Below are 15366 nucleotides of genomic sequence, written 5' to 3'. Positions count from 1 at the left end.
CGATAGCAAGAACTGCCACATTTTCTTTTTTTAATACCTCTACAATCCTTTTCCAGTATTTCTACCCTTTTAAAAAAGTACAAACACTCCCATTGACCTGATATAATTAAGTTGTAACACCTGTGTATAGTTTGGTAAAATACATACATAATCCAAGGAGATGTTACAATGACAAACAATCGTTACGAGCCTGAGCTCAAACAAAAGGTTCTTCGCCTCTATCTGGAAGAGGGACGAACCAAGAAAAGCCTGACCGAAGAATATAATCTTGGACAAGGCACGCTGACATACTGGTTACAGCAATACCGCAAAGAATGCGATAACAGCCCAACAAAACGGGAAGAATCTGATTCATACGAAGTTGCAAAAAAGCTACGCAAAGAAATTGAAGAACTCAAAAAGGAAAATGATTTTTTAAAAAAAGCGGCAGCATTCTTTGCGAAGGAAATCGATTAGCTCAGTACCAGTTCATCCAGAAATATCAACAGACATTTGGGGTCAGATGGCTTCTTAGAAGAATGAACATCTGTCCAAATGCTTACTATAATTATCTTAAAAACAAAAAACATGCTTATCGTCAGGAAAAGGCAGAGATTCAACGTAAAATTGTTGAAATCTACCACCGCGAAAATGGAGTTCCTGGATACCGAATGATGAACGATTATCTTAAGGGTATCGGAAGCATTCGTTCAGATCTAACAATACATCATTTTATGAATGAATTGGGCTTACGTTCCATCACACGTCGAAAGAAACCAAACTATGTAAAAGGAACTGCCAATAAAATCTTTCCAAACCTTCTGAATAGGGAATTTGATGTAAAAGAACCCAATAAAATATGGTGTACTGATTTTACATATTTAACTCGTCCAGATGGAACAATGCGTTACAATTGCACGATTATAGACCTTTGCGGTCGTGAAGTGGTTGCATCATTAAACAGCAGTCATATCGATACTGAATTGGCAAAGGAAACCTTGAAAATCGCACTAGAACGTCGAAAACCAGCAAAAGGAATTATCCTGCATTCTGATCAAGGGCGTCAATTTACTGCAAAAGAATTCAATAAATTTTGTGATAAAAACTATGTCCAACAAAGTATGAGCAAAGCAGGCTGTCCATATGACAATGCCGTTATGGAAAGATTCTACAATACGCTCAAACACGAATTCTATTATCTCTACATGTTTGATTCAAATGACATTCTTGACCAAAAGCTCTATGAATTCGTTTATGGGAAATATAATCACGTAAGACCACATCGTGCAAACGGTGGACTTACACCTTATGCTGCACGATGTCGTGCAGCGTAAGAAATTTTATACACTAGTGTTACAAAAATGCTTGACTAGGTCACATGTAAACCAAAAAAACAAGAGACAAGCTTTCTTTTCTTAGAGTGTCTACTCGACCATTTTTGTCTAGACATAAGTTTTCTCCTATCTAGGGGATATTATATCACTTAACAAAAAAAACAGCCCCCATTACCTGGTAACTGGATAACGTGGGCTTCTTTAATAGTCTTTTCGAGGGGTTATTATGTAGTTATAGACCTTTTTCAAATTCAAATGTAGCGACAACCTAGTCTGGTAACTAGTACATAACCAGATAATTATAAATATTCTTTTTCATTGTTAATAGTATTAAAGTTGATTTTAGATAAATACTTTTTATGTGGATGGCGCTGATGTCAAGATTATTTTCCAAAGACAACTTGTCTATGACTAATTATTTTCACTCTATTTATAACTCTTTTATCCAAAATTAAACTCATACTTAGAAAATATCTCTTATAAGTCTTGTGCAATTGTTCGTGTGTAACCCCACAACGAATGATGTTTTTATTTTATTTCAATACCTTTTTTTCTCAAATTTTCAATACATTCAATTAAATAATTATGATCGTGTTCAGGATAAATAGGATAAGTTGATACTTCAATAGGCAGGGACTTATAAGGAATCATATTATTTCCACGATACAAAGGATTTAGCCAATTTTCATTCGGTTTGTATCCGCGATTTAACATCTCCGTCATAACTAATTTGTGGTATCTAAACAATTTATACGGAGAGTAAATAAAGACATAATCCACTGTTGCGTGCCTTTTTCCCCACCCGCCGCCACGAAGTGCACAGCACTCTCTATGTTGTCCAAGCAATTGTTGACGTGGTAATTTTGTAATTAACGATTCGTGCCATAACCTCATTTTTTGTCTACCTTGCTAACATTAGAATTGTTAGTAATTCCGAGTTAACATAATGTGCTTTCCTTTACATTAATAGCTGCTAATAGCTTATCGGCTTACCACTCAAAGGATTCAAAATAAATACTACTATCCGCCACGCCTCTATTTTTCAAAAAATTTCGCCAATATTTGGTCATGGCATGCGGACCAGCTAGCAAATAGATACCATTTTTTTGCATTATGTCCACAATTTGTGTATCAGAAAACCGCCCTACTTGATGTTTGAAACAAATATCGCTTTGATTAAACTTCGTCAATTCATCTAAATAAATAGCATCCTTTTCGTGTTTAGTTGAGTAAAGAAACGTCACTGTTTGTTGTCTTTCCACTGCCATTTGAGCAATAGATATAAACGGTGTAATGCCAATTCCACCAGCAACAATAATCAACGGCTGATCTTCATGATGTTGCTTCAAAAATTGATGATACTGTCCATAATCTTGACATCAGCGCCATTTGAATATTCTAACTCTCATACTATGAAGGAAGCCGCTGAAGCTATTCAATTACTGAAAGGAATCAGCCTTTTAATAAGCCAACAAAGAAATTCTGCTTTAAATCATATTGGGGTATCACAAATACTTTACAAATATGTTTTGCGTCGCAGCAAAAACCAGCACATTAGGCTTAGTATAACAGAGATAATCAGCACAGTAAAAACACCATAAGAAGATTTTTCAAACGGACCATCGACAGCGATTCCCCAAAAACCAAAAATGATTGCTGGAATAGTCAAAACGATTGATATCTCTGTTAGAGTTTTCATAATCATGTTTAGCTGATACGAAATCATATTGTTTATCATATTTTCCAAATAATCCAAATATTGACTGTAACCTAAAATAATTCTATCCATTGTGTCGCTTGTATTGTATATCTCATCAATTATTTTTTGGGTGGTAAAATCAATATCATTAATAGTTGTAAAATTTTTTTTAATGAAATCCAGCGCTTTGTGATTAGCGCCATAGGTTGTTGACAAAGCTATCATGTATTTTTGAAGAGTCAATAAATCACCAAACGTTGGTCTGAGTGAACCGGACGTTGATATTTTTGAGTCTAAATCATCAATTTTTTCCTTGACTCCACGAAGGTCATCAAGCATCACATGGAAATCTTTTTGCATGATCTTTAAAAGTACTTCCTGTATGAAATTATCGACATCATGTAAAACCATATTGGATAAGAGTTCGGGAATGAATTTTAATTTTTGTTTTGTAAAAATTATCAACTTATTTTTATATACCAAGAAAACAACAGATGTCGTCAGATTATCTAGATGCCCACCTTCATGTATCTTGGGAAACAAAAATCTTACGAGCAAACTTTTTTCATCGTTCTGATCTATCATCGTGTCATATGCAACTCGATCATCAAACGTTAGTATATTGTCTATGTTAACGTCAGATTTATGTTCAAAAGATTCGATATATTCTTGTTCGTCACCATAAACATAAACAACAGAGGAATTTTCGATATTTGATTCTGACGAAACTAATAATGTATTTTTTGTTAAAGAATAAGTTTTCAGCATTGTAATCCTCCTGCTTTATATTTTTCTCAAAAATAAATGCGTAATTGTTGTGGAATAAATACATTATCAGTTTTAAAAACATTTTGTCTTATGTATGATAACCTGCTAAAAATTTTATCTCACACATTATCTAGACAATCTTGTCTCCAGCTTCTTATGTATTATCTAATTTATAATTATCGCCCCTATTTGTTGGATATAATATTTAGTCCATTTCTACTATGGTAGTGTTAATAACATATATTTCGTCTTTAGTTAGCTTATATTTTTTATATAGTTGTTGATCAATTTCTGTAATAGATTTAGACCGATCAATATCTGAATATAGTGTAAAGTCTTGCATAGGGACAAATTTATAAGTTGATCTAGGGGCATCTTGAGTTGATTTAGCTATACTAATAAGAAATCTAGAGAATTTTGTTTTCAGGTAGTTAGAGAGATTACGAGCAGAATTTAAATTTAAATCTATATCTCCACCAATCACCAGTTATGTTTCAGTCACGATTTCGTTTGGATAACCAATTTTTGTGTTCAAATTATCATCATGTAGTTCAGTACCAATATTATTCGATCTAGCTGTAAAAACTTTGAATCCTTTAACCCATTCTTTGTGGGCTTTGATTAAATTATTTTCTATAAATCCAACTTTTCTTTTCCCGTAAATTTTTATAGGTTTTATCATTCCGCTTTTTGATAAACGAAAGTTATCATCTCACAGACGGGGCCAATTGAATTGATAAATCGTCAGCATCGTCAGATAGTTATAAAACCAAAAACCAAGGTAAAAAATGACCAGATTCGGAAATACCGTCAAAAAATAACTCACGGGCTGCGGCACATGACTACTCAACAGATTGCCTAAAAATGGCAAAACCAGAATGGCTAGTCCCAAGTACAAGGTCAACATATTCGCCAATGTATGACGTCTCATGACGCCACATGATCCACGCATTCCATAAGAGCAAGAAAGCTTGTAAGGTAAAAATCAGCCCAATCAACAGGATCAGCAACACAAACAACGTCCCACTGATAATGATTAACCAGTGGATATTGCTATCTAAAATTGTAATCGCCAGCATGGTTAAAAACGAGTAGAAAAATAGCGAAAACCTAATACCGTTACCTAGGCGAACCTTATCGCGATGATAACGCCAACCAAAAATGGTTCCAAATATGAGTGGTACTAACCAGCCCCAGTAAAACATTGCTGGAACTGGAACCCAAACCGCTGCGTCATTCACATCAATACTTCCGCATTAAGTTTTATTTCAGCTTCCATCATAAAGGACTCCCCGCGGGACTTGCAATCAGGAGTCATTACTTCAACTGTTTTTGTTCATTATAGAAATTACGGTAAGCTAAATAGCACGCAATGATTGACCCCAAACTAGTAGCTAATAATAGCATGAACGTGACCATAATTTGATACCTAATGGCCCGTACTGGATCGACCCCTGCAAAGATCAAACCGGACATCATCCCTGGCAGACTGACTAGACCCACAGTCTTTGCCGAATCAATGGTTGGTGACATCCCCGTACGAATCGCCTCACGCACGATGGCAATCGAAGCATCAAGTAGATCAGCCCCTAACGCCAACCGTTCAAGCACACCTTGCCGCTGGTCATGAAACTGACTATTGAGGCTGCGATAAGCCAGCCCAATTGCGACCATTGAATTTGACGCAATCATACCAGAAATGGGAATCATTTGCGATGGCACAAACTTAATCGCACCAGATAGCACGAGGACGCCGAGTGTTACCCCTGCCCTGTACTAACAAAAATGGCTAATAACGAAATGGCTAATGCATGGTCAATCCCCGGCCCCCGTTTTTTCGCATTCCAAGCCGCATTGAAGATAATGAAGCCTATCATCGCCAGCGTTAGCCACAAATTGTTGACTCGGAAAATATACTTTAGCAAGTAACCCACGATAAATAGTTGTACAACAGCCCGCACGACACCAATGACGATGTCCCTATCCAAGCCAAGTTTCTGCCACAAACTAATTCCTAACGCGACAAGCACTAACATTGCCGCCCAAAATAGCGACGTATTATTAATTGCTAAATTCATGCGTGCACCTCCAATCTGCCAGCAATCACTTTCACTAATTGATCTGCCGCAGCAATCTCTGTCGCGTCATGAGTAATCATGATCGTTGTCACGTGATCCTGCTCATTTAACTGTCGTAACCAGGCGTGCACGATTTGCTTATTATTTTCATCCAAACCAGCTGTCACCTCATCTAATAACAACACTTTTGGTAAGAATAAGATGTTGCGAATCAGAGCGACCCGCTGCCGTTCACCACCGGAAAGCTCGATAATCGGCTGATGCAGGGTTCGTTCGGACAGCCCAACATTATTTAACGCCGTTACCACTCGTTTCGTATCCATGACTTGCTTACGAATTTGGTACGGGAAAGCTAAGTTATCTGCCACCGTCTCACCAAATAACGTCGGTTGTTGGAAACAATATGAGACTTGCCGCCGATACATGATTGGGTCATAACTTTCAATCGGCTGCTCATCAAAAATCAAGGTCCCACTTGTTTTAGAAATCATGGCCGCAATGATCTGTAATAACGTACTTTTCCCACCACCGGATGGTCCCGTCAATGTAATATGAGCCCCAGCTGGAATCTGCCAATCAATATCATGTAAAATATGTTGATCAGCGATTTTATAATTAACTTTTTCTAAACTAATCAATGAATTCATACGCCCACCCCCGATCGCACAATGATCGGCGCCGACAACAGCCGGATGAAAAAGTGCTCAGAAGTCAATAAATTGGACTTATCTGTTTGATGTATTAATACATGAACCTGTGTAGCCATTGGCAAAGCCCTATGAATCATACCTGAGTCAAAGTGTTCCGTATAACTACGGAGGAGTTCTAATTGAACTTTTAATTTATCATTATTTTCCTTGATCGACCATTTCACAAACCAACTCCTTCTTCATTATCTCAATCAAAGCATCTCTGTCCTTAATCCATTGAGCCCTCTCATCCTTGTAATAGGTACGATTACTGAGGAAAATCCCCGCACGTTGACGAGGGATATTGATAAGCACAAAGGTACCTGTATAACCAGTATGAATAATCCAATCGCCTTGAAGGTCCCACGCGACACTACGCTCCTTCTTGGATTGACTGATATTTTGCGTCAGATTTTTAGCAAAATCATCCTTCAAATAATGGTTAACAAAGATTTCCAAGTCCTTTAGGGTTGAAAAGAGACCTGCTGAACCTGTGTGCTCTTTGAGCACTCGAGCCTTGGGATCGTGAACAGTTCCTCCCGGAATTCCCTCTACAGTTGGAACAGCAAGGTCAACTGGACCAAACTGTGTGTCAATCATACCAAAAGGTTGGAAAATTTCGCTGTCAAAAAGCCTGTCCAGTCTTTGTCCAAATAATTTCTCAAGCATCAAGCCCAGGAGAATAAAGTTAATATCTGTATACAAGAATGGTTTATCAGACTTAACTTTGATGGCATTTATTGCAGCAATCAATCCTTTTTGGTCTAATTCATCACGATTTGGAATAAAAGGATCAATTCCGCTACTATGAGAAAGAAGCTGACGAAGGGTTAGCGTCTTGTCTGCTACTTCAGGATAATAGGTGGAGAACTTCTCATCCAAATCCAGTTTTCCTGACTGTAAGTAGAAGATACAAAGAGTCCCAACTCCCACGACCTTAGAGACACTAGCTAGATCATAGGTTAAATCTGGAATTACTGGATTCTTTCCATCCTGAGTACCACAGTAGTACTCTTGCCAATTCTTTCCGTCATAGAGTGCAAGGCTGGCACCCGGGAAGATGTCAGCCTTGATGTAGTCTGTAATTGTTAACAATGTTTGTTTGAAATTAGTCATTATTTTGTTAACCAAACCTCAATATTACTCATATCAGTCAGTGCGAGTAGACTTCCTTTAGGATCTAGATAACTTGAGAACTGTTCCTTGTCAAGTTTCTCATGCAAGGCAGCCAAATCATAGTCTTCAGCTACCTTAAATTCTAGAACTTCCAAATCCCAAGTTTGATCTGAACTTACTTGAAGGTCCGGACCTTCTGCCTTTTCAAAGTGGATAGATAAAGGCAATTCTTCGCCAAACAGATTATCGTAGAAAAAAGCCGCTTGAGCCGTATCGACAACATTCAAAGTCAAAGACTGAACAGTAAAATCTGAAACTCCTTTAAAATCTTTTTTTTCTTCAACATCTGCGTACTCGACTGTCTTTAGAGTTGATAAATCATCTTCGGCATGCACCAAAATAAGACCATTTTCTGGTGAGATAGTCTCAAAAGCGTAACCATTTTCCCCTTGGAAAATAGCCTTAGCTTGATTATCATCACGCGCCAAAAGGTACTCAATCTCAAGTGGATTTGAAACCTTAATGACCACTTTATTAATTTTCTTAGGACCTTCAACTGCACGGAAACGGTAAGCTGGAGACTCCTCAATTACAAAAAGTGAGTTACGTTCTGACCAGTCAGTGAAGACAGCAAGAGCATTTTCCTCAGTCAAAAGCTTAAATCCTAACGTATTTTGGTAAAAATCGATATTTTCTTGTCTATTATTCACACGAAAAATTGGTGTGTGAAACTTAAGATTCCCTGATTGCGTCATGATACCCTCCATTTTTTCTATTTTATCCAAAAAGAGTCTGTGTGACAAGAAGTTTCCTAAGAAAATACAGGATTGTAATTTTTTACATTCTTTCACATAAATTAGGAAAATCATTATATTATCTTTACCTTAGGACTCGCTATTTCTTCATTTTAGAATATAATAAAGACTTTGAAAACTTTCGTCAATCACATTTGGCGTTTAGACATGCCGATCAGGCATTCTTTTTACTACTTGGGGGGCTGTTCTTATTTTTTGATGAGAGTTATTGGGAGTAATCTTATGCTACTGACCCACACCAACTACCATGCAGAACTTCAAAGAATTCTTACGACAACGTCTATCCTCCCAGTAGCCATTAGCATGATGACTACAGCCTTCTTGCAAGAACTACTCTTTCGTAAGTCGGTTTGCTCTTAGTTGGCTCCTTATTCGATAGTTACTGCTTTAGTGAGTACCAGTCTCTTTTTCCTATTCCATATGCCCACCAACCTTGCTCCCCTCTTCCTCTATATTGAAATGGGATTGGCTCTCTCTATGGTCTACCAAAAAAGAGAAAATCTATCAGCAACTATCTCGCTTCATATCCTATGGAATATTTTCACCTTAGGTGCTACCATTCTAGTAATGACTAATCCCATGTAACTGAGAAAACTTTCTCAGTTTTTGCTACTTTCAAAATTTTAAGCATAAAAAATCTGAAGCATTTGCTTCAGATTTTGGATCTATAATTTCTGTAGTGGGTAAAACTACTGTAGGGATTATAGAGCTTTTTGAGTGTACACAAAAAGTCCCATAAGAACTATAATGAAAAGCAACCAAACCATCATTAGGAAGAACTTATGAGACTTATTAAGAATAACACAGAATTAATCGGAATCAAAGACCAAAATATCAAGATTTCACTTATTTTTGAAACTGACACTCATATCGAGATTCAAGCAAAACTTGATTACCCTGCACCATCATGTCCTCATTGCCATGGAAAGATGATCAAGTACGACTTTCAAAAGCCTTCTAAAATCCCTCTTCTCGAGCAAGCGGGAACACCAACTCTACTACGTCTGAAAAAACGTCATTTCCAGTGTAAAAATTGTAGGAGAGTCACGGTAGCTGAGACATCTATCGTTGAGAAAAACTGCCAAATCTCCAATCTAGTCCGACAAAAAGTTACACAACTCCTAACTGAGAAAGTGTCACTAACTGATATTGCAAGAAGACTTCGCGTGTCGACGTCCACTGTCTATCGCAAGCTTGATCAGTTTACTTTCAAGGAACATTATGACAAACTCCCTGCCGTTATGTCCTGGGATGAGTTTGGGTTCAAGAAAGGGGAATTGGCTTTTGTGGCGCAGAATTATAAGACAAACGAACTCATAATCATCCTTGATAATCGCCGCCAAACCACTATACGAAACTACTTTTTGAAGTATCCATTGAAAGTCCGACAACAGGTACAGTTTATCACGATGGATATGTCTGGAGCTTATATTCCACTGGCTCGCAAGCTCTTTCCAAACGCAAAAATCGTTCTTGATCGTTTCCACATCATCCAGCACCTTGGACGTGCCTTTTTAAAGACAAGAATTGCAATTATGAACCAGTTCGATAAGAAGTCACTACCCTATCGAGCCCTGAAAAATCACTGGCGACTCTTCCAAAAGGACAGCCGTAAACTATCTCTCTACTCTTTCTATTCAAAGACTTTCCGCCAAACTTTAGCACCACATGAAGTTGTTGCGAAGACACTAGTTTTTTCAAAAGAGCTTACTGACTACTATACACTTTATCAGCTTTTGCTTTTTCACTTTCAGGAGAAGAGAGTAGATGAGTTCTTTGAACTGATAGAGGAAAATAGGAGCAAGGTCAATCATTATTTTCAAACTGTCTTTAGGACTTTTCTTAGACACAAGCAATACATCAAAAACGCACTAGAAACGGACTATTCAAACGCGAAACTTGAAGCGACTAATAAGTTGATCAAAGATATCAAACGCTTGGGCTTCGGTTTAGAAACTTTATCAACTTTAAGAAGCGTTTCTTCATCACACTGAACATACATAAAAAAAGGACCTATCCGGTCCTCTCTAGATGTTAGCTTTTCGTCACCCACTACAGTTGACAAAGAGCCCAGATTTTTTGTTATTAATTAAAGGTAGAGAGCTTTAAACAAGTATACAGCCAAAAGTCCTGCAAGGATTGGCGCTACAACTGGAACCCAAGCGTACCACCATTTAGAATCACCTTTGTGCTCACCAAGAACTGATGTTGGCAAGAGGTGGTGAAGAAGACGTGGCATCAAGTCACGAGCTGGGTTAAGGGCTGGTCCAGTAGGTCCACCGAATGAAAGTACCAAAGCAGCAACCAAGAAACCAACACCGATGTGGGCTGTTTCAAGCGATCCATGGAATTGTCCATCAACCATTTCTTTAGTGTAACCAGCAGCAACAGCTTGTTGTGCAAGCTTGTGACCAAAGTAGTTGTTTGTCAAGGCAAGGGCACCAAAGAAGAGGAGGAATGATCCTGCAAACTCGTTGACAAAACCATTGGCACAGGCACGATTACGATTTTCTGGAGTGTCATCATGATCGTCAACTGCTGAGATAGTTGAGAAGGTCCCAAGAATATTGTTAGGATTCTCAGTTTGTGCATAGTAAGGTTGGTGAACCCAAACCACAATAGCTTGACCTAGGAAGGCACCGAGAAGTTGTGCAATAAGGTATCCAGGAACGCCTACCCATGAGAACAATCCAGATGCAGCAAGTCCAAGTGTGAAAGCAGGGTTGATGTGGTTACCAGAAACATCACCAAACATAAGGGCTGGCATCATAACACCAAAACCATAACCAAAAGCGATAACAATCCAACCAGATTTGTTACCTTTTGTTCCTGTAAGCTCAACGTTGGCAACAGCACCATTACCAAGTGCTACAAGAAAAGCAGTCGCGAACAACTCAGTGAGGTATTTCAAAAGCCATTCACTGGTGAACGCTTCTTTTAGAAAATCATTCATTTGTCTCTTTATTTCCTTTCGATTTTACAATAATTTAGACATTTATCATTTTATCAGGTATAATGTCTGATGTAAAGATATTTCTGGAATATTTACGTATTATTTTTGAGGTTTTTGAATATGAAATTTAACCAGTTCAGTTACATCCCTGTTAGTCCTGAAACGGCTTATCAGGAACTCCGTTCTTTGGGCTTTGAAGTCTCTCTAGATGCTAGTGCCAAAGCCAATTTTGAATCCTTTGTTCGCAAGTACTTCCTTTTCTTTGAAGATACTGATTTGGCTTTGAAAAATTGGATTGCCGATCCAGAGACAGACCTCCTGTCCTTTTTCCAATCAGACCGTCCTTTGACTGCTGAAGTCTTTGGCTTAGTAGCCCTTCAACTGCTAGGATTTGTCCCTAATGTGGACTTTACCGACAGTGTTGCTTTTCTTGAGAAAATGGCCTTCCCAATTGCTTTTGATGGTAGCCTTAATAACCTTCACCAGTTGTTAGCGACACGCACACAATCTGGCAATACCTTAATTGATCAGTTAGTAGCCCAAGATTTAATCCCAATAAGTAATGACTACGTCTTCTTTAATGGTAAGAGCTTGGCAACATTTGACACTAATCAGCTTCACCGTGAAGTGGTTTATGTCGAAACACCTGTAGATACTGACAAAGATGGGCTGTTAGACCTAGTCAAGGTGACTATCTTACGTCCTAATGTTGACTTCCCAGTTCCAGCCATGATGACCGCAAGCCCTTATCAACAAGGGACTAATGAACCTTCCTCTGATAAACTGACCCACAAGATGGAGGGAGACTTGCTCGTCAAACCAGCTGGTAAGATTTCTCTTAGCCGTCCAGAAATTAAAGCACCAGAGGCAGACCTTACGCCTATCAACCCTGTCACAAAGGCTGAGGAGCGTTTTGCTCACACTGATACCTATACACTTAACGATTACATGTTGGCTCGTGGTGTGGCTTCTATCTATGTATCTGGTGTCGGTACTTTCAACTCGGAAGGTTTCATGACCTCTGGAGACTATCAACAAATTTTGGCCTATAAAGCTGTCATTGACTGGCTCAATGGTCGTGCACGCGCCTTTACTAGTCGTAGCAGACAGCATACAATCACTGCTGATTGGGCTTCTGGTAAGGTGACTACTACTGGACTTTCATATTTGGGTACTATGTCCAACGCCCTTGCTACAACTGGTGTTGACGGTTTGGAGATGGTTATTGCTGAAGCGGGTATTTCTTCTTGGTACGACTATTATCGTGAAAATGGACTCCTCGTTAGTCCTGGAGGGTACCCTGGTGAGGATCTCGATACCTTGACTGAATTCACCTATTCTCGTGCCCTATTAGCTGGAGAATACCTACGCCACCAAAAAGACTACGAGGCCTACCTCAATGAGCTAAGCACAGCTATTGATCGTAAGCATGGGGATTATAACCAGTTCTGGCATGACCGCAACTATGTGCAATTCGCAGACCGTGTCAAAGCTACTGTAGTCTTTACACACGGTAGCCAGGATTGGAATGTCAAACCAATTAATGTCTATCAAATGTTCAGAGCCCTTCCTAAATCTCTCGAAAAACACCTCTTCTTCCATAATGGTGCCCACGTTTACATGAATGCCTGGCAGTCTATTGACTTCCGAGAAAGCATGAACGCCTTAATTTGTCAGAAACTCCTTGGTTTAGATAATGGTTACACACTGCCTACAGTCATCTGGCAAAACAACCAGTCTGAACAGACCTGGGAAGTTCTCGATAACTTTGGTCATGATAATGGTAAACACATTCAGCTTGGTAAGGCAGAAGCTAGTATCGCTAACCATTACGAAGAGGAAATCTTTGCTAAGTACAGTAAGGCTTATCAAAGCTTTAAGGATGACCTCTTTATGGATAAAGCCAATGCCATCACTCTAGACTTTGAACTGGACCAAGACATCCAAATCAATGGTCGTGTCCACCTAGAGCTCAGGGTCAAGTCTAGCACAAACCGTGGTCTCATTTCGGCCCAAGTTCTGGAAATGGGAGATAAAAAATACCTAGCTCCAATACCTGAATTAAAACGCATGAATGTAGACAACGGCCGTCTCTTCAAGGAGGAAGCCTTACGTGAATTGCCATTCAAGCAGGCAAAATACCGTGTCATTACCAAAGGACACCTTAACCTGCAAAATCGCAAAGATCTCCTTAGCATTGAGAATGTCACTCCAAATGAATGGACGACTATCGGTTTGGACTTACAACCAACCATCTACAAACTCAACAAGGGCGACAAACTCCGACTCGTTCTCTATACCACAGACTTTGAGCACACTATTCGTGACAATAGTGACTATGAAGTGACTGTGGACCTAAGCCAAAGTAAGATGACATTGCCTTATTAATCTTTATCGCAAAAATTCCCACGAGATGATGACTCCCATGGGATTTTTTTATTGTGTGAAAATAAACAAGATTTGATCTTCAATTTTTACGATTCATTTTGATGTTATTTAAACAAATGATATAGCCAAGACAGTGGAACAACACAAAGATATGCCAGTAAAAATAAAGCATAAAGCTGTCAGATTTAGTCAACGTATAAAAAAGAAAAATTCCAACAAACAAAATGGAAAGCCAGAGTGTCTTCTTAACGAATAAAAAGTATTGATGCCATATCTCTTTATCACTCAAAGTGACTTTAGATTTTTTGCCTAGGACAAGATGCATCAGAACCTCTGCTATACTGCTAAGTACTGTTAAAACCAGAATCTTACTAAGAGGAATTCCTAAAAAGAATCCCATACACTCAATAAGCAATTGGGACAAAATAATGGCCGTAAGGGCACGTAGATTTTTTGACATAAAACTTAAACCTCACACTTCTCTCAAACAGAAAGTTTTCACAACGCCTACAAAGTTACCAAAGCATAGATAAGCACTTACAGCCTCGCTATTTTTATAGGCGTGTCTATCATAAACTGCCATTCTAACCTCGTTCACTTTGTTTAATGATTTTAAGCACTCTAGGTGTCAGAAAAGCTAGTAAACAAATATCCAAAACAATCACAACAATAATGATTAGGCGCCATTCGGCACCTCTCACCGTCAGCAAACGATAAACACCAGTTAAAATAATAGCCAAATGTGCCAAGCCCATACCAGCGTAAATTTGTTTAGGAGTAAACTGTCGTTCCCAAGTGGACGATTGTTCAGCTCTCGTCCGATGAACACTGGTAGGTAGGTCAGACACAGTAAGGAAACCAAACCCAGGGGTAACTAAAATAAGAAGGAAGAACCATTATATAATAATTCTAAACCAATATTGCCATCTATCAAACCTTAGGCAACAACCATGAGTTGTAAATAAAGTAACTTTCCTGAACGAAGTCGGTTAAGATAAGGCATCGCACTCACCTTTTATCACAATCACTTGTCCGCTTGTCATAATCATAACTAGGACTTAAGGTTCTTTCTCTGCTCCTCAACAGATTGGAAAAGAACCTTTTTGCTCCATCTTCCTTTTCTCAATGGACAACTCAACCTTAAAACCAAGAAATCCTCCCTAATGACATCAATAGCCATAACGAATCGCTAGCAATTTTCGCAACTCTGCCATTCGCTCCTCGATACAGGGAGACAAGGTTAGCTGGTCTTTTCTGACCACTTTGGATATTTCCAGTGACATCCTGCTTAAGATATAGGGAGTGGCTGAACGAGAGTCTGCAAGTTCCGTTCGGTAGGAGTGCAGGACCTGCTTCAAATCAGCATAATCTGGCTTATCTCCAATAGTTTCAATTACCTCATCGATGATAGCTACTGCTTGTTCTTGTCTCTCTTTGCCTCCTGCAAACCATTTAAGTCCTTTCATTAAGAAAACCTCCTTATTTCTTTCAACTAATTTTTCAATCACATCTTTAGTATAGCACACTGATAGTCATTTAAAAGCCAG

16 protein-coding genes and 2 pseudogenes are annotated in these 15366 nt (G+C 38.7%); 5 read left to right on the top strand and 13 right to left on the bottom strand.

Going from position 1 to position 15366, the window contains the following annotated elements; translation table 11 throughout:
• Window positions 1-168 precede the first annotated feature (168 nt).
• A protein-coding gene (locus NSQ85_RS03700) for an IS3 family transposase (protein WP_179970608.1) occupies window positions 169-1313 on the top strand; the annotation gives its coding sequence in 2 pieces (ribosomal slippage) (window positions 169-430 and window positions 430-1313; 1146 coding nt in all).
• Between the two features lie 528 nt (window positions 1314-1841).
• On the opposite strand, the gene NSQ85_RS03695 is transcribed toward NSQ85_RS03700, so the two are convergent.
• The 9 genes and pseudogenes from NSQ85_RS03695 to NSQ85_RS03655 form a co-directional block, all read right to left on the bottom strand.
• Window positions 1842-2207 (bottom strand): TIGR02328 family protein, encoded by a 366-nt coding sequence (locus tag NSQ85_RS03695; protein ID WP_015695649.1) that lies wholly within the window; start codon window positions 2205-2207, stop codon window positions 1842-1844.
• A gap of 95 nt (window positions 2208-2302) precedes the next feature.
• A complete protein-coding gene (locus NSQ85_RS03690; RefSeq protein ID WP_232087320.1) occupies window positions 2303-2635 on the bottom strand; it encodes an iron reductase in 333 nt (110 codons plus the stop codon).
• 194 nt (window positions 2636-2829) lie between these two features.
• Window positions 2830-3780 (bottom strand): magnesium transporter CorA family protein, encoded by a 951-nt coding sequence (locus NSQ85_RS03685; protein ID WP_340781175.1) that lies wholly within the window; start codon window positions 3778-3780, stop codon window positions 2830-2832.
• Window positions 3781-4267: 487 nt separating this feature from the next.
• A complete protein-coding gene (locus NSQ85_RS03680) occupies window positions 4268-4462 on the bottom strand; it encodes a hypothetical protein (RefSeq protein ID WP_179973970.1) in 195 nt (64 codons plus the stop codon).
• 160 nt (window positions 4463-4622) lie between these two features.
• On the bottom strand, window positions 4623-5021 hold the full coding sequence (locus NSQ85_RS03675) for a hypothetical protein (RefSeq protein ID WP_232086253.1): 399 nt from the start codon (window positions 5019-5021) through the stop codon (window positions 4623-4625).
• Between the two features lie 76 nt (window positions 5022-5097).
• Window positions 5098-5858 (bottom strand): annotated as a pseudogene (locus NSQ85_RS03670) (ABC transporter permease).
• Complete coding sequence (locus tag NSQ85_RS03665; protein ID WP_179972239.1) at window positions 5855-6505, bottom strand: ABC transporter ATP-binding protein; 651 nt, start codon at window positions 6503-6505, stop codon at window positions 5855-5857. Before NSQ85_RS03665 ends, NSQ85_RS03670 begins: the two are co-directional and overlap by 4 nt.
• Window positions 6506-6706: 201 nt before the next feature.
• Window positions 6707-7663 (bottom strand): serine hydrolase domain-containing protein, encoded by a 957-nt coding sequence (locus tag NSQ85_RS03660; RefSeq protein WP_084829079.1) that lies wholly within the window; start codon window positions 7661-7663, stop codon window positions 6707-6709.
• Entirely contained in the window at window positions 7663-8418 is a 756-nt protein-coding gene (locus tag NSQ85_RS03655) for a CppA family protein (protein WP_084829080.1), read from the bottom strand. The genes NSQ85_RS03660 and NSQ85_RS03655 overlap by 1 nt, the downstream gene beginning before the upstream one ends.
• Window positions 8419-8700: 282 nt before the next feature.
• Here NSQ85_RS03655 and NSQ85_RS03650 point away from each other — a divergent pair, with 282 nt between their 5' ends.
• From NSQ85_RS03650 to NSQ85_RS03640, 3 genes and pseudogenes are all read left to right on the top strand, one after another.
• Window positions 8701-8838, top strand: a complete 138-nt coding sequence (locus NSQ85_RS03650) for a hypothetical protein (protein WP_340781172.1) — start codon at window positions 8701-8703, stop codon at window positions 8836-8838.
• Entirely contained in the window at window positions 8839-9063 is a 225-nt protein-coding gene (locus NSQ85_RS03645) for a CPBP family intramembrane glutamic endopeptidase (protein WP_255135309.1), read from the top strand.
• Between the two features lie 197 nt (window positions 9064-9260).
• Window positions 9261-10509, top strand: a pseudogene (locus tag NSQ85_RS03640) (ISL3 family transposase).
• Window positions 10510-10567: 58 nt separating this feature from the next.
• On the opposite strand, the gene gla reads toward NSQ85_RS03640, so the two are convergent.
• Complete coding sequence (gene gla / locus NSQ85_RS03635; RefSeq protein WP_002951781.1) at window positions 10568-11431, bottom strand: aquaglyceroporin Gla; 864 nt, start codon at window positions 11429-11431, stop codon at window positions 10568-10570.
• A 120-nt stretch (window positions 11432-11551) separates the two neighbouring features.
• Here gla and NSQ85_RS03630 point away from each other — a divergent pair, with 120 nt between their 5' ends.
• The gene (locus tag NSQ85_RS03630; protein ID WP_100273451.1) at window positions 11552-13819 is read left to right on the top strand and encodes a Xaa-Pro dipeptidyl-peptidase; all 2268 of its coding nucleotides are present in this window, start codon (window positions 11552-11554) and stop codon (window positions 13817-13819) included.
• Between the two features lie 79 nt (window positions 13820-13898).
• On the opposite strand, the gene NSQ85_RS03625 is transcribed toward NSQ85_RS03630, so the two are convergent.
• From NSQ85_RS03625 to NSQ85_RS03615, 3 genes are all read right to left on the bottom strand, one after another.
• Entirely contained in the window at window positions 13899-14279 is a 381-nt protein-coding gene (locus NSQ85_RS03625) for a bacteriocin secretion protein (protein WP_084829082.1), read from the bottom strand.
• Window positions 14280-14403: 124 nt separating this feature from the next.
• Window positions 14404-14667: a hypothetical protein gene (locus tag NSQ85_RS03620; protein ID WP_002945924.1), complete on the bottom strand. Its 264-nt coding sequence runs from the start codon at window positions 14665-14667 to the stop codon at window positions 14404-14406.
• A gap of 321 nt (window positions 14668-14988) precedes the next feature.
• Window positions 14989-15285 (bottom strand): bacteriocin immunity protein, encoded by a 297-nt coding sequence (locus NSQ85_RS03615; RefSeq protein ID WP_004197070.1) that lies wholly within the window; start codon window positions 15283-15285, stop codon window positions 14989-14991.
• Window positions 15286-15366 lie beyond the last annotated feature (81 nt).

Source organism: Streptococcus sp. FSL L8-0526, from assembly GCF_038007145.1.
GTDB classification, from domain to species: Bacteria; Bacillota; Bacilli; order Lactobacillales; family Streptococcaceae; genus Streptococcus; species Streptococcus thermophilus.
Note: the sequence above shows the minus strand (reverse complement) of the source record. Positions and strands in the feature narration are given on the sequence as shown.

Bases quoted from the DNA above. Each gene is read 5' to 3' on its own strand.
- NSQ85_RS03695 (WP_015695649.1), bottom strand. From the start codon at position 2,207: ATGAGGTTATGGCACGAATCGTTAATTACAAAATTACCACGTCAACAA.
- NSQ85_RS03685 (WP_340781175.1), bottom strand. From the start codon at position 3,780: ATGCTGAAAACTTATTCTTTAACAAAAAATACATTATTAGTTTCGTCA.
- NSQ85_RS03680 (WP_179973970.1), bottom strand. From the start codon at position 4,462: ATGATAAAACCTATAAAAATTTACGGGAAAAGAAAAGTTGGATTTATA.
- NSQ85_RS03665 (WP_179972239.1), bottom strand. From the start codon at position 6,505: ATGAATTCATTGATTAGTTTAGAAAAAGTTAATTATAAAATCGCTGAT.
- NSQ85_RS03660 (WP_084829079.1), bottom strand. From the start codon at position 7,663: ATGACTAATTTCAAACAAACATTGTTAACAATTACAGACTACATCAAG.
- NSQ85_RS03655 (WP_084829080.1), bottom strand. From the start codon at position 8,418: ATGACGCAATCAGGGAATCTTAAGTTTCACACACCAATTTTTCGTGTG.
- NSQ85_RS03650 (WP_340781172.1), top strand. From the start codon at position 8,701: ATGCTACTGACCCACACCAACTACCATGCAGAACTTCAAAGAATTCTT.
- gla (WP_002951781.1), bottom strand. From the start codon at position 11,431: ATGAATGATTTTCTAAAAGAAGCGTTCACCAGTGAATGGCTTTTGAAA.
- NSQ85_RS03630 (WP_100273451.1), top strand. From the start codon at position 11,552: ATGAAATTTAACCAGTTCAGTTACATCCCTGTTAGTCCTGAAACGGCT.
- NSQ85_RS03625 (WP_084829082.1), bottom strand. From the start codon at position 14,279: ATGTCAAAAAATCTACGTGCCCTTACGGCCATTATTTTGTCCCAATTG.
- NSQ85_RS03615 (WP_004197070.1), bottom strand. From the start codon at position 15,285: ATGAAAGGACTTAAATGGTTTGCAGGAGGCAAAGAGAGACAAGAACAA.